Source organism: Streptomyces nymphaeiformis, assembly GCF_014203895.1.
Taxonomy (GTDB): Bacteria; Actinomycetota; Actinomycetes; order Streptomycetales; family Streptomycetaceae; genus Streptomyces; species Streptomyces nymphaeiformis.
Genome location: NZ_JACHJY010000005.1, coordinates 482481 through 501411 on the forward strand (window position 1 = coordinate 482481; position 18931 = coordinate 501411).

Consider the following 18931-nt stretch of genomic DNA (forward strand, 5'->3'; position numbering starts at 1 on the left):
GCTTGACGGGTCCTTACAGACTTCTGACCGCCTGTCCCGGAGCGGAGCCCCGTCATGCCCCGACTGCTGCCGGACACCCGGCCCCAGCGCGCGCTCGCCGCCTCGAACTTCGTCAACGCCGTCGGCAGCGGCCTCTTCCTGACCGCCGGAGTGCTGTACTTCACCCAGGCCGTGCGCCTCCCGGCCGCCACCGTCGGCCTCGGGCTCGGCATCGCCGGGCTCCTCTCGCTCGCCGTCGGAATCGCCGTCGGCCACCTCGCGGACCGGTGCGGCGCGCGCGGGGTCTTCGTGACCACCCTGGCGGTGCAGGCGCTCGCCACGGCGGCCTTCGTCCTCGCCGACAGCTTCTGGCCGTTCGTGCTCGCCGTCTCCGCGGCGACCGGCGCGAAAGCGGCCGGCCTCGCCGCCCGGGCTCCGCTCGTCCGCCACTACGGAGGGGACCGGCCGCAGGAGTTCCGCGCCTATCTGCGCGCCGTGACCAACGTCGGCATCTCCCTCGGCGCCCTCCTCGCGGGATGGGCGGTCCAGGTCGGCACGCTCGGCGCCTACCGGGTCCTGGTCACCGGGAACGCGCTCGCGTTCGCGGCCTCCGCCGCCGTCCTGCTCCTGCTGCCGCCCGTCGCGCCCGCGCCCGTCGCCCGCGGCCCCCGGTGGATCGCGCTGCGGGACCGGCCGTATCTGGCGCTCACCGCGCTCGACGGCGTCATGGCGGTCCAGTTCAAGGTGCTCACCGTCGCGATCCCGCTCTGGCTCGTGGGCTCGACCGCCGCCCCGCACTGGCTGGTCTCCGGCACCATGCTCGCCAACACGGTCCTCGTCGTCGGCCTCCAGGTGCGGGCGAGCCGCGGGATCGACTCGCCCCGGGCCGGCGGCCTGGCCTACCGGCGCGCCGGAGCGGCCTTCCTCGTCTCCTGCGCCCTCGTCCCGCTCTCCGCCGGGACGTCCGTGGCGGTGGCCGTGGTCCTGCTGCTCGCCGCCGTGGTCGTCCACACGGCCGGCGAACTCTGGCACGCGGCGGGCGGCTTCGAGGTCTCGTACGCCCTCGCACCGCCCCACGCCACGGGCCAGTACCTGGGCGTCTTCGGCCTCGGCGCCGGTCTCTCCGAGGCCCTCGGACCCGGTCTCCTCATTGCCCTCTGCATCGGCTGGGGCCGCCCCGGCTGGTTCGCCGTGGGCGCCCTCTTCGCCCTGACCGGCCTCCTGACCCCGCTCGCCGTCCGGCGCGCGGAGCAGGGCCGTCAGTCGCTGAACAGGGAGACGACGCCGAGCACCCAGACCCAGCCGAAGGCGATGGCCCCGACCAGGCAGCCGACGCCCGCGGCGACGCCGCCGGCCGTCCACCCGTCGGCGTCCGGCGCGCACTGCTCGTCCGCGTCCTCGTCGTAGGAGGCGGGGTCGTCCCAGTCGACCGGCCGCCCCAGCTCCCCGGCGCGGGCCGTGCGCACCGCCGCCAGCTGCCGCTCGGCGAACGGGGTGGCGGCCAGCGCCTCGGGTCCGCGCCACGCGAGGGCCTTCATGCGCCACGCGGGAGACCCGTACCGCTCCTCGAAGGCGGCCGTCTCGTCCGGGCGCCGGTCCTCTTCGAGGTACATCCAGCGCCCGGCCTCCGCCGCGTCCCCGTACAGCCGGTACACCTCGGCGAGCCGGCGGCGGAGGGTCAGGTCGTACGGGAAGGAGGAGACGAGACCGCGCAGGCGCTGGCGCGCCATCGGCACACGGCCGGCGGCCAGGTCCGCGTCCACGCGGGCGAGGGTCCGTGTCGGGGGCATACCCCCATGATCGAACACGGGTACGCGCCGGATCGACCGGATTTCGACGGCCGGCGCGCGGGCGCCGGCCGTCGGGGCGCTAGCCGGCGGAGACCTCGGCCAGGTACGCGGACGTCTTCTCCGGGTCGAAGAAGAAGTTCTCGAAGTCCGCCGGGTCGTTGAAGCCGTTGGCGAAGCGGTCGGCGACGGGCTGGAGCCGGCCGGCCGCGCCGAGCAGGTTCAGGACGTGCTCCGGCGGGGGCGCCAGCATCGCGTTCGTCCACTTGGTGACGTGCTGGGCCGTGTTCCAGTAGCGGTCGAAGGCGCCCTGCATCCACTCCTCGTCGAAGGGCTTGTCGCCCTGCTCGACGATGGCGGCGAGGTACGCGGCGGCGCACTTGGACGCCGAGTTGGAGCCCTGGCCGGTGATCGGGTCGTTCGCCACGACGACGTCGGCGACGCCGAGGACCAGGCCGCCGCCGGGGAGCCGGCCGATGGGGTTGCGGACGGTCGGCGCGTACCGGCCGGCGAGGGTGCCGCCCGCGTCGGTCAGCTCGACCTTGGTGGCGCGCGCGTACTCCCAGGGCAGGAACTTCTCCATGAGCTCCAGCGTCAGCGCCAGGTGCTCCGAGGGGTCCTTGACGCCCTGGAACGCGTCGACGGGGCCGCCGGGGACGCCCTCCCAGAAGAGGATGTCGGCACGGCCGCCGGTGGTGAGCGTCGGCATGACGAAGAGCTCGCCGACACCGGGCACGATGTTGCAGCGGACCGCGTCGAACTCCGGGTGCTCGGGGCGCGGGCCGAGGCCGTGGACGTACGCGACGGCGAGCGCGCGCTGCGGCTCGCCGTACGGCGAACGGGCGGCGTCCCGGCCGAACATGGAGACCAGCTCGCCCTTGCCGGCCGCGACGAGCACCAGGTCGTAGCCGCGGGAGAAGTAGTCCAGGTCGCCGACGGCCGCGCCGTGTATCACCAGCTGGCCGCCGCGCTGGGCGAAGGTGTCCATCCAGCCGGCCATCTTCACGCGCTGGTCCACGGACTGGGCGTAACCGCCGAGCCGACCGACCCAGTCGATCACGCGGGCGGACTCGGGTCCCGCGACGGAGACGCCGAGGCCCTCGATCCGCGGGGCCTGGGACTCCCAGAAGTTCAGCCCGAGGTCGCGCTCGTGCTGGAGGGCGGTGTCGAACATGCACTGGGTGGACATGACCCGGCCGGTACGGATCTCGTCCGCCGTCCGGTTCGACATGAGGGTGACCTCGTACCCCTGCGACTGGAGTCCGAGGGCGAGCTGCAGGCCGGACTGGCCTGCGCCGACTATGAGTATCTTCCGCATGGGTGGTGCTCCTGGCGACGGTGAGCTGTGGGGAGGGCGGTTCTGGGCCGACTATTCGGGCGTGGCTTCGAGGGCGTGCGCGACCATCGCGAGCAGGGTCTCGACGACGCTGTACCGCTTGCGCGCGTCCATGACCACCACGGGCACGTGCGCGGGCACGGTCAGGGCCTCCCGTACGTCGTCCGCCTCGAACAGCTCGGTGCCCTCGAAGTGGTTGACGGCCACGATGTACGGCAGCCCGCAGCTCTCGAAGTAGTCGAGCGCCGGGAAGCAGTCGGTGAGCCGGCGGGTGTCGGCGAGCACGATCGCCCCGATCGCCCCGCGCACCAGGTCGTCCCACATGAACCAGAAGCGCTGCTGCCCCGGCGTGCCGAAGACGTACAGCACCAGGTCGTTGTCGAGCGTGATCCGGCCGAAGTCCATCGCCACCGTGGTGGTGAGCTTGTCCGGCGTGGCGGTGAGGTCGTCGGTGTCCTCGCTCGCCCGGGTCATCAGCGCCTCGGTCTGGAGCGGGGTGATCTCCGAGACGGCGCGGACGAAGGTGGTCTTGCCGACGCCGAAGCCGCCCGCGACGACGATCTTCGTCGCGATCGGGGCGCGCGAGTGGTCGAGCTGCCAGTCCTGGGCGCCCTCTTCGGTGTCCAGGATCGGACCCTCGGGCCCCGGCTGCGCGGGGATGCCGGCGACCGCCGGGCTTTCGGAGACGGCGGTGGCGTCAGAGACGACGGAGTCCACTCAGCACCCTTTCGAGGAGCGCGCGGTCGGGCTGGCCGGTGCCGTGACCGGTCCCGTACACACGGATCTTTCCCTGGTCGGCCAGGTCGCTGAGCAGCACCCGGACGACCCCCAACGGCATCTTCAGAAGCGCCGAGATCTCCGCGACCGTCCGCATCCGGCGGCAGATCTCGACGATGGCCCGCATCTCCGGCATCAGCCCGCGGACGGCGGGCCCGCCGTCCGTGAGGACCTTGCGGGCGGCGGGCGCTTCGAGCGCCGCCACGAAGGTCTCGACGAGCAGGATGTGCCCGAAGCGGGTGCGGCCGCCGGTCAGCGAGTACGGGCGCACGCGCGCGGGGCGGCGGTTCTCCCCCCGTACCGGCAGCTTGAACCCGTGGGCTGAGGACATGGCCGTCACTGGGTGCTCTCCATCGATTTGCGCAGCTCACTGCGGACTTCGGGGGTGAGTACGTGACCGGCGCGGCCCACGAAGAGCGCCATGTGGTACGCCACGACGCTCATGTCGCAGTCGGGCGTGGCGTGCACGCCGAGCAGCGAGCCGTCGCTGATCGACATGACGAAGACGCTGCCCTCGTCCATCGCGACCATCGTCTGCTTGACCCCGCCGCCGTCCATCAGCCGGGCCGCCCCGATGGTGAGGCTGCCGATGCCGGAGACGATGGTGGCCAGATCGGCGCTGGAGCCGCGCGGCCCGCCGGGACGGCCGGGGCCGTCGGCGGCCGTCGCGGCCTGCTGGGTGGCCGGATCCGACGAGAGCAGCATGAGGCCGTCGGAGGAGACGACGGCCACCGAGCGGACACCCGGGACCTCCTCCACCAGATTCCCCAGCAGCCATTGCAGGTTGCGGGCTTCCGTGCTCAGTCCGAACGTTCCCGTCGCGGTCAACTGCGTGCCTCCTCGACTGTGTCCCCCGTCTTCTCCCCTGTACGTGCAGTCTGTGTGGTCTCTGCGCGAGCCGTGTCCAGCTCCGCCTCCACGTCCCGGCGCCCCGCCTTGGCGCCCTGGTGGAAGCCGCCGAGCCGGCGCCGCAGCGCCTCCGCGTCCACGCCGCCCCGGCGGGGCGTGGTGGCGGCGGCCGGCTGGCGGACCACCTGCGGAGTGCGCTTGGGCAGGCCCTTGTCGGTGACCCGCTCCCACTGCGCGGGGCGCGGACCGGGCACGTCCGCGGTGGTCGCGTCGGCCACGGGCACCTCGGCGACGGGCGCCTCGGGCCGGGCCGTCTCCTCGCCGTCGGCGGCGCGCTCGTGCGTGTCCGGCTCGGGCGGCGGGTCGGGCAGCCGGACCTGGAGCGTGGTCTCGGAGACGGACTCCCCGAGGGGGGCCGGCTCGTACGGCTCCTCCGGCGCGGGCTCCGGTGCGTGCGGGGCCTCCGGCTCGGGGGCGTACGCCTCTTCGGGGTCCGGGGCGTACCCGGCCTCCTGCGTCTCCGCCGTCTCCGCCGCCAGGAACGCCGCCTCCGCCGCCTCCACGAGCGGGTCGCGGTTCCGGGACGGCAGGGTGTTGGAGTTGGCCTCCGCGACCGAGCCGGGCAGCTGGATGACGGGTGCGGCGCCCGCGACCCGTACCGGCTCCGACACGGCCGTCGGCGGCGTCGTCGGCAGCAGGGGCAGCGGCAGGACCACGACGGCGGCCGTGCCGCCCTGCTGCTGCTCGCGCAGCTCGACGCGGACGCCGTGGCGGGCGGCGAGCAGGGCGATGACCCGCATGCCGAGCCCCTCGCCCTCGAAGGCCTCCGGGTCGGCCTCGGCGAGGCGCGTGTTGAGCTCGGCGGACCGGGAGGCGGTCATGCCGATGCCCGCGTCCTGCACGGAGAGCATCACCTCGCCGCTCTCCAGGAGCCAGCCGGAGAGCTGGACCTCGGCGTCGGGCGGCGAGAAGGAGGTGGCGTTCTCCAGGAGCTCCGCGACCAGGTGGCTCAGGTCGTCCGCGGCGAAGCCGGCGATCTGGGCGTGCGGCGGCAGCGACTGGATGGTGACCCGCTCGTACCGCTCGATCTCGCTGACGGCGGCGCGCAGCACGTCGACGAGCGGGACGGGCCCGGCGTGGCCGTGGACGTGCTCGTGGCCGGCGAGGACGAGGAGGTTCTCGCTGTGGCGGCGCATGACGGTCGCCATGTGGTCGAGCTTGAAGAGGGTCGCGAGGCGGTCCGGGTCCTGCTCGCGCTCCTCCAGCTTCTCGATGACGCCGAGCTGCCGCTCCACGAGCCCGAGGCTGCGCAGCGAGAGGTTGACGAAGGTGTGGTGGACGCTGTTCCTGAGCCGTTCGAGGTCGGCGGTGAGGAGGGCGACCCGGCCCTGGAGGTCGGCGCGCTGGGCGGCGAGTTCGGCGCCGACGGCGTCCTTGGCGGCGGCCAGGTCCTCGCGCTCGTCGGTGAGCCGCTCGGTCTGGGCGGCGAGGCCGGCGAGCTTGCCGTGGAGGGCGTTGAGGGAGCGGACGACCTGGGCGAACTCGTCGTTGCGGCCGGTGAAGCGGACCGCTGCTGCGTCCGTATCGGGCCGCGGCCCGTGTGCGGCGGCGAGCCGGGCGGCGCCGAGGCGGAGCACGGCGAGCGGCCGGGTGAGGGTGCGGGCGACGTAGGTGGAGATGCCGATCGCGACGAGGAGGCAGCCGCCGAGGTAGGCGAGGCGCAGTTCGAGGGCTTCGACGTCGTCGTCGCGGAGGGCGGCGAGGCGTTCGACCCGCTCGGTGGCGAGGGCGGACTCGACGCCGCGCATCTGCTCGATGCGGGCGGAGAGCGCGGCGTCCAGGGCGACCGGGTCCGTGCCGCGCTCGGCCTCGGTCAGCTTGGGCTGGTCGGTGAGGCTGGCGAGGGCGAGCTCGGCGGTCTTGACGTCGGGGCCGGTGACGGTGGCCGCGAGGGAGTCGCGGGCGGTGGCCCCGGCGGCCTGGTCGAAGTCGCCGAGGGCGGCGAGTTCGCGGACGCGGGCCTGCTGGGCGGCCGCGGTGAGGCCGTCGCGGGCCCGGTCGGCCTCCGCCGCGCCCTCGGGCTCGTCGGCGACGTAGGTGCCGGTCTGGGGGTCGTAGTGGACGTCCCCGCTGGGCTCGGGCTGCGGCACGGAGAGCGCGCCGAGGAGCAGGCCGCGGGTGGCGGAGGCCTGTTCGACGGCCCGGCCGAGGGCGGCGGGGGCGCGGGTGGCCCCGGTCAGCGCGGCGTCGGAGGCGCGGGCCGGGGTCTTGTCGGCGAGTTCGTCGGCGAGGGCCTGGAGCTTGGCGATGACGTCCGAGTACGCCTTGTGGGCCTCCAGGGCCGTGCCCTTGCCGGTCAGGGCGGTGCGGCGGACGGAGGGGACTCCGGCGAGTTCGCGGCGGAGTTCGGCGGGGGCGGCGGGCCGGATCTCGTCGATCTGGCGGTCGACGCGGGTGGAGCGGGCCTCGGTGATCTGCCGCTTGTGCTTGGCGTCGCCGCTCTGGTTCTCGCGGCCGGCGGCGATGTACGCCACGACCTCGTCGCGCTCGTCGGCGAGGGAGTGCGCGAGGGTGACGGCCTGCCGGTCGAGTTCGGCGAGGGTGACCAGGCGCTGGGACTCGGTGAGCTCGGTGGAGGCGGCGAGGACCGCAGGGGCTCCGGCGGCGAGGACGGTGACGCTCACCAGGGCGACGCCCGCGACCAGCCGGTTGCGGACGCGCTTGGGCCGGCCGGCGGGGGCCTGCGGCTCACCGGGGGTCTGGCTCTGCGTGCCGTTGTTGCTCCGAGGCCGCTTCTTCTGCACCGGTGCTCGCATTCTTGATTCGTCCGCCGATGAAGCAGAGGTGACGACCGGTCACGAGGGAGCGCCCCCACCCCTGGTACGGCTTCCGACCATTCCAGCGCTTCCGGCAGGGGGACGGGCATCGGCCGCTCCGCCACCCGAACGAGTGAACAACACTCCGTAGTTGGCGGACAACTCGCGGAGGTGGGTTCCGGGGGCTCGTACGGGGCGCCGGTTGGATCTTCCGGGCGGGCTTTGGCAGGATGCGCGCCCGCAGTTTCCCGGAGGTAACCCTTCCGCCTCTCTCACCGCTTCTGCGGGCTTGGTACAGGCCTTTTCCGGCCATTTGCAGGTCCGGTGAAGGAGTTCAGGGGGGAATGCGGGGCGGCGGGCACACTGGAAGGCATGCGCAGCGAAGTCGCCTCTCTTCCCGGCAGCCCCGAACGCCCCAACGAGGACTGGGTGGCCGCTGTTCTGCCCGCCTCGGGCAGCGGGGGGACCCTCGTTCTGCTCGACGGCGTCACGCCTCCCGCCGGTGATGACGGTTGTGTGCACACGGTCCCCTGGTTCACCGCGCGACTGGGCGGGGCTTTGACCGAACTGTCCGGTTCCCGCCGGGACATGCCCTTGTCCGAGATCCTGTCGCTGGCAATCCGGCGCACCGCGGACGCCCATCGCCACACCTGTGACCTTTCTCACGTGCGAACGCCTCAGGCGACCGTGGTCCTCGCCCGCTGGGACGAGGCCTCGGTCGAGCATCTCGTCCTCTCCGACTCCGCACTCCTCCTGGAGTCACCGGACGGGACGGTGCGGGCCGTGCTCGACGACCGGCTCGACCGGGTGCCGGCCGAGGTGCTGCGCTCCCTGGAGGCGACGGACCGGCTGCGGAACCGGGAGGGCGGCTTCTTCACCGCGGCGGCGGACCCGGAGGTGGCCGCGCGGGCGGTGACCGGGACGACGCCCCGCGCGGAGGTACGGGCCCTGGCGGCGCTCTCCGACGGGGCGAGCCGCTGGGTGGAGCTGTTCGGCGAGGGCGACTGGACGGACTGCTTCGGCGTCCTGCGGAAGGAGGGTCCGGTCGGCCTGCTCCGCCGGGTGCGGGCCCTGGAGGCGGCGGACGCACGGGCCGGCGGCGCGCGGCGCTGGAAGCTGCACGACGACGCGACGGCGGCGTACGCGGAGCTGCCGGGGCGGTGAGCCCCGGCCCGTCACCCCTCCGAGCGGAGGTTGAAGTGGTTCAGGAGGCGGGCCAGTTCGGCGACCTCGGCGCGGTCCCAGTCGGCGAGTTTGCGGACGTAGCGTTCGCGCCGGGCGTCGCGGACGCTGCGGAAGCGGCTGCGGCCCTCCTCGGTGAGGCGGACGAGCGAGGCGCGGCCGTCGGCGGGGTCGGGGTCGCGGGCGACGAGCCCGAGGTCCTCCAGGGCGCGGAGCTGGCGGCTCATCGTGGCCTTGCCGACGCCGAAGTACCCGGCGAGTTCGGTGGCCCGCTGGGGTCCGGCGTCGTCGAGGCGTACGAAGAGGCCGTAGGCCGCGGGTTCCAGTTCGGGGTGGACCTCGCGGGCCATCTCGCCGGACTGGGCACGGGCGCGGCGCAGAAAGACCGCCAGCTCCCGTTCGAGGGCCAGGAATTCCTGGTCCACACCACTTCCGGCGGTGGCCCGGCCTTCACTTCCCGTACCGCTTCCGTGCACGTCAGCACCTCCCGCGCGCTTTCCGAACCCTGAAAGTTTCTTGCGGCGGTGTCCATCGCCGCAGCTCCTTCAGTATTTCGCAGGCGTAGACCAACGGCGGCAACCAGGCCCCCTTCCGCAGGGCGGGTCTACGTGCGTAGCGTCTTCTCCGGCAGGGCGTATGACATGTCCATTCCAGACTTTGTCGTGCGGTCCGCCGCCCCCGCTCCCCCACCGAGCCTTTCGGAGGCACGCAATGCGTGTGCACAGATCCGGAACGACCTTCGCCGGCGTCGCCCTCGCGGCCCTGGCCCTCCTCCTCCCCCTCGGCCTCTCCGGCACCGCCACCGCCGCCCAGGACCCGGGCGCCCGGAAGGCGACCCCCGCGCGCGGCTCCGCCTACATGGGCATGGGCGTGATCGCGCACGACGGGCAGGGCGCCAAGCCGGCCGGCGGCGCCTCGCTCCTCGCCACCCAGACGGAAGGCGTGGACGTCTCCAGCCACAACGGCAACGTGGACTGGTCCACGCTGTGGAACAGCGGGGTCAAGTGGGCCTACGTCAAGGCGACGGAGGGCACGTACTACAAGAACACCTCCTTCACCCAGCAGTACAACGGCTCCTACAACGTCGGCATGATCCGCGGCACGTACCACTTCGCCACCCCGGACACGACGACCGGAGCCGCCCAGGCCGACTACTTCGTCAACAACGGCGGCGGCTGGTCGAAGGACGGCAGGACCCTGCCGGGCGTCCTCGACATCGAGTGGAACCCGTACGGCGCGACCTGCTACGGCAAGACGGCGTCCGGAATGGTCGCCTGGATCCAGGACTTCGTGAACCGCTACCGGTACCGGACGGGCCGCGACCCGGTGATCTACACGGCCACCAGCTGGTGGAAGCAGTGCACCGGCAACTCCGCCGCCTTCTCCTCCACCAACCCGCTGTGGATCGCGCGGTACGCCACCGACGTCGGCGAACTCCCGGCCGGCTGGCCGTACTACACGATCTGGCAGTACACCTCCTCCGGCCCGACGGTCGGCGACCACAACCACTTCAACGGGGACTACTCGCGCGTGCAGGCGCTCGCGAACGGCTGACCCCCGCCGCCCCGACGGCGGCCCCCCGGTGTGCGGCGGCACTCCGGGGGGCCGCCTTTTTCCGTCCACCCCCTTGCCCATTGGTATGGACCAATGCGACGCTTCCTCCGCCGGCCGCCCGGATCAACTTCCTTGCGCCCGGCGCGCGTTGCTCGCCCCGTACTCCCCCACGCACGAGAGAGAGCCCCCGCATGCCGTCCTCCCGCCGCACCGCCACCGGCGTCGCAGCCCTGTCCGCCGCCGCGGCCCTGGTCAGCCTCACGCCCGCCACCGCGAGCGCCCACGGAGCCGTCTTCAACCCCGTGAGCCGGATCGCGGCCTGCTACGCCGAGGGCCCCGAGACGCCCAAGTCGCAGGTCTGCAAGGACCTCGTCGCCGACTCCGGCACCCAGCCGCTCTACGACTGGAACGAGGTCAACATCGCCAACGCCGCCGGGCAGCACCAGGCGCTCATCCCGGACGGCAAGCTCTGCTCGGCCAACCGCGAGAAGTACCGGGCGCTGGACTGGGCGCGCACCGACTGGCCGGCGACGGCCGTCGCCGCCGGCTCCTTCGACTTCAAGTTCCGCGTGACGGCGCCGCACTCGGGCACGATGACCGTCTACATCACCAAGGCGGGCTTCGACCCGACGCATCCCCTGAAGTGGTCGGACCTGGACCCGACGCCCGTCGCCGTCTACAACACCGGCCGCACCGCGACCGACGGCTACTACAACTTCACGGGCACCTTCCCGGCGCGCACCGGCCGCCACATCGTCTACAAGATCTGGCAGCGCAACGACAGCCCCGAGGCCTTCTACAGCTGCTCGGACGTCACGTTCGGCGGTACGGCGACGGCTTCCGCGACGGCGGCCGAGGCCCAGGCCCCCACCGAGGCGAAGATCGCGGCGGGCGCCGAGCTGTCCACCGTGAGCCACGCGGGCCACGGCGGCGACGAGCAGCCCCCGGCCCTCTCCGCCGAGACCACCGAGGCCCCCTCCTCGCCGCTCCCGCTGGCCCTCACGGGCGCGGGCGCCCTCGCCGTCTTCGCAGCGGGCACCCTGCTCCTGGGCCGCCGCCGCAACCCGTCGGCGTCCTGAACGCTCAGGGACCCGAACCCCTGAGGCCCCGGACACCTCAGACTTCGGGCCCCTGAGCTCCGGAGCCCGAGGCCCGGGCCACCTCGGCTCCGGAGCCCGAGGCGCGGGCCACCTCAGCTCCGGGCCACCGAGGCCCGGGCCCCGAGGCCCCGAAATCCCGGGGGCCGGGCCCCGTCAGGCTCCGGCCCCCGCGGTCCGGGCCCCTGAGGCCCGTGCCCCTCCGGCTCCTAGGAGCCGGAGGTGGCGGGTGGGAAGAGGGCGGTGAGCCGGGGTATCGCCAACCCCTCCGGCCGAGAGCCCCGGAGCGACTCGCCCTCTTCCCACTCCCCCGCCGCCTCCGCGGCGTCCTCCGCCTCCTCCACCGCGTCGAGGAACTCCTCGCCGTGGTCGTCCTCCTGGCCCGTCAGCTCGTCCCACGCGTCCTGGGCGACGTAGTCGAGCTCCTCCCACTCGGGCCACTCGTCGTCGTGCCACTCGTCGTGGTGCCGGCCCACGAGCGCGCGCACCCCGGGCAGGTCCGCCAGCGCGTCCGGGTCGGCGAGGACCGACTCGTACACCTTCCGCCCCTGGCCCACCAGCCAGAGGGTGAAGTAGTGGAAGCCGTCGTCCGTGCAGGCGCCGCCCTCGATCCGGTCGGCCGCCTTCCACAGCGCGCGCGTGTCCGCGAGCTCGGTCGCCCGCTCCAGGCGCACCTGGAACGCCACGCTCTCGGCCTCCGGACGCCGCAGCAACTCCGCCCGCAGCCATTCGAGCCGCTCCTCCCGGTCACCCGGCCGGCGGCCCAACTCGTCGATGAGAGCCCAGAAGGCGTCGTCGTTCATGCGTACGAGCATGCCAGCCCCGACTGACATCCGGGTAACGAGATCCGTACGCGCCGGAGCGGGGTGCCGACACGGCACCCCGCTCCGGAACGTGGGGAGTTACGCGGCCACGTCCACCGGCACGACCGCCGGGGCGAGCGCGATCTCCAGGACCTGGCGGACGTCCGTCACCGGGTGGACCTCCAGCTTCTCCAGGATCTCGGCCGGGACGTCGTCCAGGTCGGCCTCGTTCCGCTTGGGGATCACGACCGTCGTGATGCCCGCCCGGTGCGCGGCGAGGAGCTTCTGCTTCACGCCGCCGATCGGCAGCACCCGGCCGGTGAGGGAGACCTCGCCGGTCATGGCCACGTCCGTACGGACGAGCCGGCCGCTCAGCAGGGAGGCGAGGGCGGTCGTCATGGTGACGCCCGCGCTCGGCCCGTCCTTGGGCACCGCGCCCGCCGGGAAGTGGATGTGCACGCCCCGGTCCTTGAGGCCGGTGACGGGCAGCTCCAGCTCCGCGCCGTGCGAGCGGAGGAAGGAGAGCGCGATCTGCGCCGACTCCTTCATCACGTCGCCCAGCTGACCGGTGAGGGTCAGACCGGCGGCGCCCGTCTCCGGGTCGGCGAGGGACGCCTCCACGAAGAGGACGTCACCGCCCGCGCCGGTCACGGCGAGCCCGGTGGCGACACCCGGCACGGCCGTCCGGCGCTCCGCCGGGTCCTGGGCCGACTCCGGCACGTGGTGCGGCCGCCCGATGAGCTCCCGCAGATCGTCCGCTCCGACCGTGAGCGGCAGCTCGCGGTCGCCGAGTTCGTGCTGGGCCGCGACCTTCCGCAGCAGCCGGGCGATCGACCGCTCCAGGGTGCGGACGCCGGCCTCGCGGGTGTACTCCCCGGCCAGCTTCCGCAGCGCGGACTCCTCCAGGACGACCTCGCCCGGCTCCAGACCGGCCCGCTCCAGCTGGCGCGGGAGCAGGTGGTCACGGGCGATGACGACCTTCTCGTCCTCCGTGTAGCCGTCGAGGCGCACCAGCTCCATGCGGTCGAGGAGCGCCTCGGGGATGGCTTCGAGGACGTTGGCCGTGGCCAGGAAGACGACGTCGGAGAGGTCGAGTTCGACCTCCAGGTAGTGGTCGCGGAAGGTGTGGTTCTGCGCGGGGTCGAGGACTTCGAGGAGGGCCGCCGCGGGGTCGCCGCGGAAGTCGGAGCCGACCTTGTCGATCTCGTCGAGCAGGACCACCGGGTTCATCGACCCGGCCTCCTTGATGGCGCGGACGATCCGGCCGGGCAGGGCGCCGACGTACGTCCGCCGGTGACCGCGGATCTCCGCCTCGTCCCGTACGCCGCCGAGGGCGACCCGGACGAACCGGCGGCCCATGGCGTGGGCGACGCTCTCGCCCAGGCTGGTCTTTCCGACGCCGGGCGGACCGACGAGGGCGAGCACGGCACCGCCGCGACGGCCGCCGACCACGCCGAGACCGCGGTCGGAACGCCGCTTGCGCACCGCGAGGTACTCGGTGATCCGTTCCTTCACGTCGTCGAGGCCGGCGTGCTCGGCGTCCAGGACCGCGCGGGCGCCCCGGATGTCGTACCGGTCCTCGGTCCGCTCGTTCCACGGCAGTTCGAGGACGGTGTCCAGCCAGGTGCGGATCCAGGAGCCCTCGGGGGACTGGTCGCTGGACCGCTCCAGCTTCTCGACCTCCTTGAGGGCGGCCTCCCGCACCTTCTCGGGCAGGTCGGCGGCCTCCACGCGGGCGCGGTAGTCGTCGGACTCGTCGCCCTCGGCCTCGCCGTTGAGGTCGCGGAGCTCCTTGCGGACGGCTTCGAGCTGGCGGCGGAGCAGGAACTCGCGCTGCTGCTTGTCGACGCCCTCCTGGACGTCCTTGGCGATGGTCTCGGCGACGTCCTGCTCGGCGAGGTGCTCGCGGAGCTGGGCGGTGGCGAGCTTGAGGCGGGCGACCGGGTCGGCGGTCTCCAGGAGTTCGACCTTCTGCTCGACGCTGAGGAAGGGCGAGTAGCCGGAGTTGTCGGCGAGGGCGCCGACGCCGTCGATCTGCTGGACGCGGTCGACGACCTGCCAGGCGCCGCGCTTCTTGAGCCAGCTGGTGGCCAGCGCCTTGTACTCCTTGACCAGTTCGGTCACGTGGCCGGGCAGCGGGTCGGGCAGGGTCTCCTCGACCGTGGCGCCCTCGACCCACAGCGCGGCGCCGGGGCCGGTCGTGCCGGCGCCGATGCGGACGCGGCCGAGGCCGCGGATCAGCGCGCCGGGATCGCCGTCGGACAGGCGTCCCACCTGCTCGACGATGCCCAGGACGCCGGTGCCGGCGTAGGTCCCGTCGACCCGCGGCACCAGGAGGACGCGGGGCTTGCCCGCGACGGCGCGGGCGGCGGCCTGGGCGGCCTCGACGGCGGCCCGTACGTCGTTGTCGGACAGGTCCAGCGGCACGACCATTCCGGGCAGCACGACCTCGTCGTCGAGCGGCAGCACAGGCAGAGTGAGCGGCACGGACGCCATGGACTCAGAAGCCATGATCTCCCCTTCGGCAGTCAAGTTGAGCTATGTGCACTCAATGCTTGTGAGCCCAGAGATGTTCCCGCCCATACGTTCGCTCTGAGCGATCACCCCCACACGCACCCGCACAGGTCACATGTAATACCCCCATGAACATCTCATCCATTACTTCAGCGTGGGTGGCGGGCTGGACGGTCTCCCGGGGCACCCCGGCCGCCGTCGCCGAGCCCTGGGGCCACCGGATCGACGTCGGCCTGCCCCGGCATGTCGTGCGGCACGTCCTGCCCGCCCCCGACGCGGCCTCCGTCGGCGCGCTCTGCGCCCGGCTGACCACGCCGTACAGCTGGCTCAAGGTGATGGCGGGACCCGAGGAGGTGGCGCCGTGGATCACCGAAGGATGGACGGTCCCCGACGACCCCGGCTTCATGATGGTCAAGCCGCTGGACCCCGGCGCCCGCCCCGCGCCCCCCGAGGGGTACGCCCGTACGACCGAGGTCGCGAACGGCGTCATACGCGTCCGCGTCCTCGCCCCGGACGGCACTCTCGCCGCCCGCGGCCAGATCGCCCCGACCGGCTCCACCGCCGTGGCCGACCAGATCGAGACCGACCCCGCGCACCGGCGCCGGGGCCTCGGCGCGAACGTCATGCGCACCCTGGAGGCCGCCGCCGCCCAGGCCGGCGCCGAGACCGGCGTGCTCGCCGCGACCACGGACGGCCTCGCGCTCTACGACTCCCTGGACTGGCGCTACCGGGGACCGATCACCGGAATGGTCCGAACAGACGCCCGGGGCTGAAACCCGGCCGTCCGGCTGCGAGCGGGACCCCGGAGCGGGCATGCTCGTTCCATGGCGCGAGGCGTGAGGGGTACGGGGAAGTGGTGCGGGGCCCTGCTGCTGGCGGGAGCCCTGGCCGGCGGCCTGAGCGGCTGCGGCCCCGGGGTGCCGCCCACGCCCGGCGGAGCGCCGTCGAGCGCGAGCGTGCCGGCCGTTCCGAGCCCCACGACGGACCTTGGCACGCCCACCGCGGAACCCCAGCCGGGCGAGGTCCTCGTCGAGGTGGTCGTCAACGGCGGCCTCGCCGGCGTCCGCAACCGGCTCGTCGTCCACTACGACGGCAGCTGGACCAGCCGCTCCGGCACCAGACCGCCCCGGACGGGCCGGCAGACCCCCGCCGAGGCCGCCGAACTGCGCGCGGCCCTGGAGGACCCCGCCTTCGCCCTGGTCCCGGACCGCCCGACGGGCAAGCCGATCCCGGACGGCTTCCAGTACTACGTGACGTACCGCCACCGCCTGGTCGTCGCGGACGACCACACCCGCCCGCCGGCCCTCGACCGCGTCTTCACGGCCCTCCCGGAGGGCGGCCCGCCGACGAGCCCGTGAGGGCGCGTACGAGACGGCGTCCCCGCGCGCGTACGGCCCGTTAAGTGTTTGTCCCGGTCGTCGCCGCCCCGCAAGGATGGCCGGGAGAGACCGTACGTTCACGAGACCACGGAGTGATCATGACCAGCCCCGTCACCCTCGACCGCCGCGACGGACCGTACGGAGAAGTGGTGCTCCGCCGCAGGGCCGAGCACTACGAGATCATCGCCAACGGCACCTTCCTCATGGACACCTCCGACGGGCGCTCCGAGCGGCTGCTGGTCGACGCGGCGCTGGGCGCCCTGCCCGAGGCGTCGCGGTCCGGTGCGTCCGTCCTCGTCGGCGGGCTCGGGGTCGGTTTCTCGCTCGCGCACGCCGCCGCCGAGCCCCGTTGGCGACGGATCGTCGTCGCCGAGCGTGAGGAGGCGATCATCGACTGGCACCGGCGGGGGCCCCTCGCGGCGATCTCCGGGGCCGCGCTCGCCGATCCGAGGACCGTGATCCTGCACACGGACCTGGTGGAGCACCTGCGCACCACGACCGACACCTACGACGCCCTGTGTCTGGACATCGACAACGGGCCCGACTGGACGGTCACCGAGGACAACGAATCCCTGTACTCGGCCGAGGGTTTGGCGGCCTGCGCGGCCCGTCTCAACCCCGGTGGGATCCTCGCCGTGTGGTCCGCCCAGCCGTCCGTCGATTTCGAAGAGTCGTTGCGGAATGCCGGATTCAGCGGGGTACGGACGGAAGAGATCCCCGTTGCCCGGGGCGTCCCCGACGTGGTCCACCTCGCCGTCCGTCCCGGATAGCTCCTGGATAGCCGGGACGCCGCCGGTACCTCTAGGCTGCTGCACCGACATCGGCGACGCGAGGCGGGGCAATGGAGCAGACACACACCACTCACCACGGTGCGGCGGCCACTCCGGGGGCCCAGCGGCGCGTCCTTGTGGTCGAGGACGACGCCACGATCGTGGAGGCGATCTCCGCGCGGCTGCGCGCCGAGGGCTTCCTCGTGCAGACCGCGACCGACGGTCCCGCGGCCGTCGACGCGGCCGAGGCCTGGCAGCCGGACCTGATGGTCCTGGACGTGATGCTGCCCGGTTTCGACGGCCTGGAGGTGTGCCGCAGGGTCCAGGCCCAGCGCCCCGTCCCGGTCCTCATGCTGACCGCCCGCGACGACGAGACCGACATGCTGGTCGGCCTCGGCGTCGGCGCCGACGACTACATGACGAAGCCGTTCTCGATGCGCGAGCTGGCCGCCCGGGTGCACGTGCTGCTGCGCCGGGTGGAGCGGGCCGCGCTCGCGGCGGTCACCCCGCGCAGCGGGATCCTGCGCCTCGGCGAGCTGGAGATCGACCACGCGCAGCGCCGGGTCCGGGTCCGCGCGGAGGACGTGCACCTGACCCCGACCGAGTTCGACCTGCTCGTCTGCCTGGCGAGCACCCCCCGCGCGGTCCTCTCCCGCGAGCAGCTGCTCGCCGAGGTGTGGGACTGGGCGGACGCCTCCGGCACCCGGACCGTGGACAGCCACATCAAGGCGCTGCGCCGGAAGATCGGGGCCGAGCGCATCCGTACGGTCCATGGCGTCGGTTACGCGCTGGAGACCCCGGCGCCGTGAGCCGGCCGGGGCCCGGGAGGCCGGATGCGCGGGGGCCGCGCCGGTCCCGCCGCATCGTGATCTCGATCAAGACGAAGCTGGGCGCCCTGGTCGTCGGGGCGGTCCTGCTGACCTCCTGCCTGGCCCTGGTGGCGATCCGGACCTCCACCGAGTTCCGGTACATCACGATCTTCGCGATGATCGCGACCCTGCTGATCACCCAGTTCGTGGCGCAGTCCCTGACGGCGCCGCTCGACGAGATGAACACGGTGGCCGGGTCGATCTCGCGCGGGGACTTCAGCCGCCGGGTGCGGGGCGCGGACCGGCGGGACGAGCTGGGCGACCTCGCCTCGACGATCAACCGCATGGCGGACGACCTGGAGGCCGTCGACCGGCACCGCAAGGAGCTGGTGGCGAACGTCTCGCACGAGCTGCGCACGCCGATCGCCGCGCTCCGGGCCGTCCTGGAGAACGTGGTGGACGGGGTGTCCGAGGCCGATCCGGAGACCATGCGGTCGGCGCTGAAGCAGACGGAGCGGCTCGGGCGGCTCGTGGAGACCCTGCTCGACCTGTCGCGTCTCGACAACGGTGTCGTGGCGCTCCGGGCGAGCCGCTTCGAGGTATGGCCGTATCTGTCGGGGGTGCTGCGGGAGGCGAACCTGGCCGCGTCCCAGCGCGGCCTCTCGTCGACCTCGGGCCTTCACCGTCGTACGGACGTGCATCTGCATCTGGACGTGTCGCCGCCCGAGCTGGTCGCGCACGCGGACGCGGAGCGGCTGCACCAGGTGATGGCGAACCTGATCGACAACGCGGTGAAGCACTCCCCGCCGCACGGCCGGGTCACGGTCCGGGCCCGGCGGGGCCCGTATCCGGACTCGCTGGAGCTGGAGGTCGAGGACGAGGGTCCCGGCATTCCGGAGTCGGAGCGGCACAAGGTCTTCGAGCGGTTCAACCGGGGCTCGGTCCCGAACCGGCAGGGGCCGGGCAGCGACGGCGGCACGGGGCTCGGGCTCGCGATCGCCCGCTGGGCGGTGGATCTGCACGGCGGCGGGATCGGAGTGGCCGAATCGTCACGTGGATGCCGCATCAGAGTCACCCTTCCGGGCAGCCTTCCCTCCAGAGATTGACGTAGGGTTCGAACCGGAAGCGCACGTTCTGCGTGTACGTGAGCAGGACACGCGTCTCCGTGAGCGAGACCTGCGTCTTCATGAGCGGGACGTGTGCCTCCGTGAGCGGGGCGTGATCAGAGGTGCGGCCGAATCGGGTCGTGCTCGCGCTTCCTCGTACCCTCACACATGCG

Annotated in this window: 17 protein-coding genes and 1 pseudogene; 9 read left to right on the top strand and 9 right to left on the bottom strand. The window is 73.2% G+C overall.

Features of this window, described 5'->3' with window-relative positions; genetic code table 11:
• Nucleotides 1–54: 54 nt before the first annotated feature.
• Nucleotides 55–918 (top strand): annotated as a pseudogene (locus tag GGE06_RS19635) (MFS transporter); the annotation flags it as partial.
• Between the two features lie 320 nt (nucleotides 919–1238).
• Here GGE06_RS19635 and GGE06_RS42685 read toward each other — a convergent pair.
• The 6 genes from GGE06_RS42685 to GGE06_RS19660 all read right to left on the bottom strand — a co-directional run bounded on the left by GGE06_RS42685 (nucleotide 1239) and on the right by GGE06_RS19660 (nucleotide 7544).
• On the bottom strand, nucleotides 1239–1769 hold the full coding sequence (locus GGE06_RS42685) for a DUF6584 family protein (RefSeq protein ID WP_246532634.1): 531 nt from the start codon (nucleotides 1767–1769) through the stop codon (nucleotides 1239–1241).
• Between the two features lie 79 nt (nucleotides 1770–1848).
• The gene (locus GGE06_RS19640) at nucleotides 1849–3084 is read right to left on the bottom strand and encodes a styrene monooxygenase/indole monooxygenase family protein (protein WP_116158850.1); all 1236 of its coding nucleotides are present in this window, start codon (nucleotides 3082–3084) and stop codon (nucleotides 1849–1851) included.
• A 51-nt stretch (nucleotides 3085–3135) separates the two neighbouring features.
• A complete protein-coding gene (locus GGE06_RS19645; protein ID WP_116158851.1) occupies nucleotides 3136–3819 on the bottom strand; it encodes a GTP-binding protein in 684 nt (227 codons plus the stop codon).
• The gene (locus tag GGE06_RS19650) at nucleotides 3800–4210 is read right to left on the bottom strand and encodes a DUF742 domain-containing protein (RefSeq protein ID WP_116165313.1); all 411 of its coding nucleotides are present in this window, start codon (nucleotides 4208–4210) and stop codon (nucleotides 3800–3802) included. The genes GGE06_RS19645 and GGE06_RS19650 overlap by 20 nt, the downstream gene beginning before the upstream one ends.
• 5 nt (nucleotides 4211–4215) lie before the next feature.
• Complete coding sequence (locus GGE06_RS19655; protein WP_116158852.1) at nucleotides 4216–4707, bottom strand: roadblock/LC7 domain-containing protein; 492 nt, start codon at nucleotides 4705–4707, stop codon at nucleotides 4216–4218.
• Complete coding sequence (locus GGE06_RS19660) at nucleotides 4704–7544, bottom strand: sensor histidine kinase (RefSeq protein WP_221518277.1); 2841 nt, start codon at nucleotides 7542–7544, stop codon at nucleotides 4704–4706. Before GGE06_RS19660 ends, GGE06_RS19655 begins: the two co-directional genes overlap by 4 nt.
• A 372-nt stretch (nucleotides 7545–7916) precedes the next feature.
• Between GGE06_RS19660 and GGE06_RS19665 the strand changes: the two genes are divergently transcribed.
• Complete coding sequence (locus GGE06_RS19665; RefSeq protein ID WP_184931373.1) at nucleotides 7917–8708, top strand: protein phosphatase 2C domain-containing protein; 792 nt, start codon at nucleotides 7917–7919, stop codon at nucleotides 8706–8708.
• 11 nt (nucleotides 8709–8719) lie between these two features.
• Here the strand turns inward: GGE06_RS19665 and GGE06_RS19670 are convergent, their stop codons facing one another.
• Nucleotides 8720–9202 (bottom strand): MarR family winged helix-turn-helix transcriptional regulator, encoded by a 483-nt coding sequence (locus GGE06_RS19670; RefSeq protein ID WP_116158854.1) that lies wholly within the window; start codon nucleotides 9200–9202, stop codon nucleotides 8720–8722.
• 235 nt (nucleotides 9203–9437) lie between these two features.
• On the opposite strand from GGE06_RS19670, the gene GGE06_RS19675 reads away from it, so the two are divergent.
• Nucleotides 9438–10280: a lysozyme gene (locus GGE06_RS19675; protein WP_184931374.1), complete on the top strand. Its 843-nt coding sequence runs from the start codon at nucleotides 9438–9440 to the stop codon at nucleotides 10278–10280.
• A 191-nt stretch (nucleotides 10281–10471) separates the two neighbouring features.
• The gene (locus GGE06_RS19680) at nucleotides 10472–11359 is read left to right on the top strand and encodes a lytic polysaccharide monooxygenase auxiliary activity family 9 protein (RefSeq protein ID WP_184931375.1); all 888 of its coding nucleotides are present in this window, start codon (nucleotides 10472–10474) and stop codon (nucleotides 11357–11359) included.
• A 227-nt stretch (nucleotides 11360–11586) separates the two neighbouring features.
• Here GGE06_RS19680 and GGE06_RS19685 read toward each other — a convergent pair whose 3' ends face one another.
• Nucleotides 11587–12180, bottom strand: a complete 594-nt coding sequence (locus GGE06_RS19685; RefSeq protein ID WP_246532635.1) for a DUF4240 domain-containing protein — start codon at nucleotides 12178–12180, stop codon at nucleotides 11587–11589.
• Between the two features lie 99 nt (nucleotides 12181–12279).
• Entirely contained in the window at nucleotides 12280–14691 is a 2412-nt protein-coding gene (lon, locus tag GGE06_RS19690) for an endopeptidase La (RefSeq protein ID WP_184931376.1), read from the bottom strand.
• Nucleotides 14692–14822: 131 nt separating this feature from the next.
• Here lon and GGE06_RS19695 point away from each other — a divergent pair, with 131 nt between their 5' ends.
• The 5 genes from GGE06_RS19695 (at nucleotide 14823) to GGE06_RS19715 (ending at nucleotide 18758) form a co-directional block, all read left to right on the top strand.
• Nucleotides 14823–15467 carry a GNAT family N-acetyltransferase gene (locus tag GGE06_RS19695; protein ID WP_116158859.1) on the top strand — a complete coding sequence of 215 codons (645 nt, stop codon included), beginning with the start codon at nucleotides 14823–14825 and terminating at the stop codon, nucleotides 15465–15467.
• 51 nt (nucleotides 15468–15518) lie between these two features.
• Nucleotides 15519–16052: a hypothetical protein gene (locus GGE06_RS19700; protein ID WP_147321066.1), complete on the top strand. Its 534-nt coding sequence runs from the start codon at nucleotides 15519–15521 to the stop codon at nucleotides 16050–16052.
• A 119-nt stretch (nucleotides 16053–16171) separates the two neighbouring features.
• Nucleotides 16172–16843, top strand: a complete 672-nt coding sequence (locus GGE06_RS19705; protein WP_116165315.1) for a spermidine synthase family protein — start codon at nucleotides 16172–16174, stop codon at nucleotides 16841–16843.
• Between the two features lie 71 nt (nucleotides 16844–16914).
• Nucleotides 16915–17652: a response regulator transcription factor gene (locus tag GGE06_RS19710; protein WP_030688813.1), complete on the top strand. Its 738-nt coding sequence runs from the start codon at nucleotides 16915–16917 to the stop codon at nucleotides 17650–17652.
• Entirely contained in the window at nucleotides 17649–18758 is a 1110-nt protein-coding gene (locus tag GGE06_RS19715; protein ID WP_376773565.1) for a HAMP domain-containing sensor histidine kinase, read from the top strand. The genes GGE06_RS19710 and GGE06_RS19715 overlap by 4 nt, the downstream gene beginning before the upstream one ends.
• Nucleotides 18759–18931: the final 173 nt, after the last annotated feature.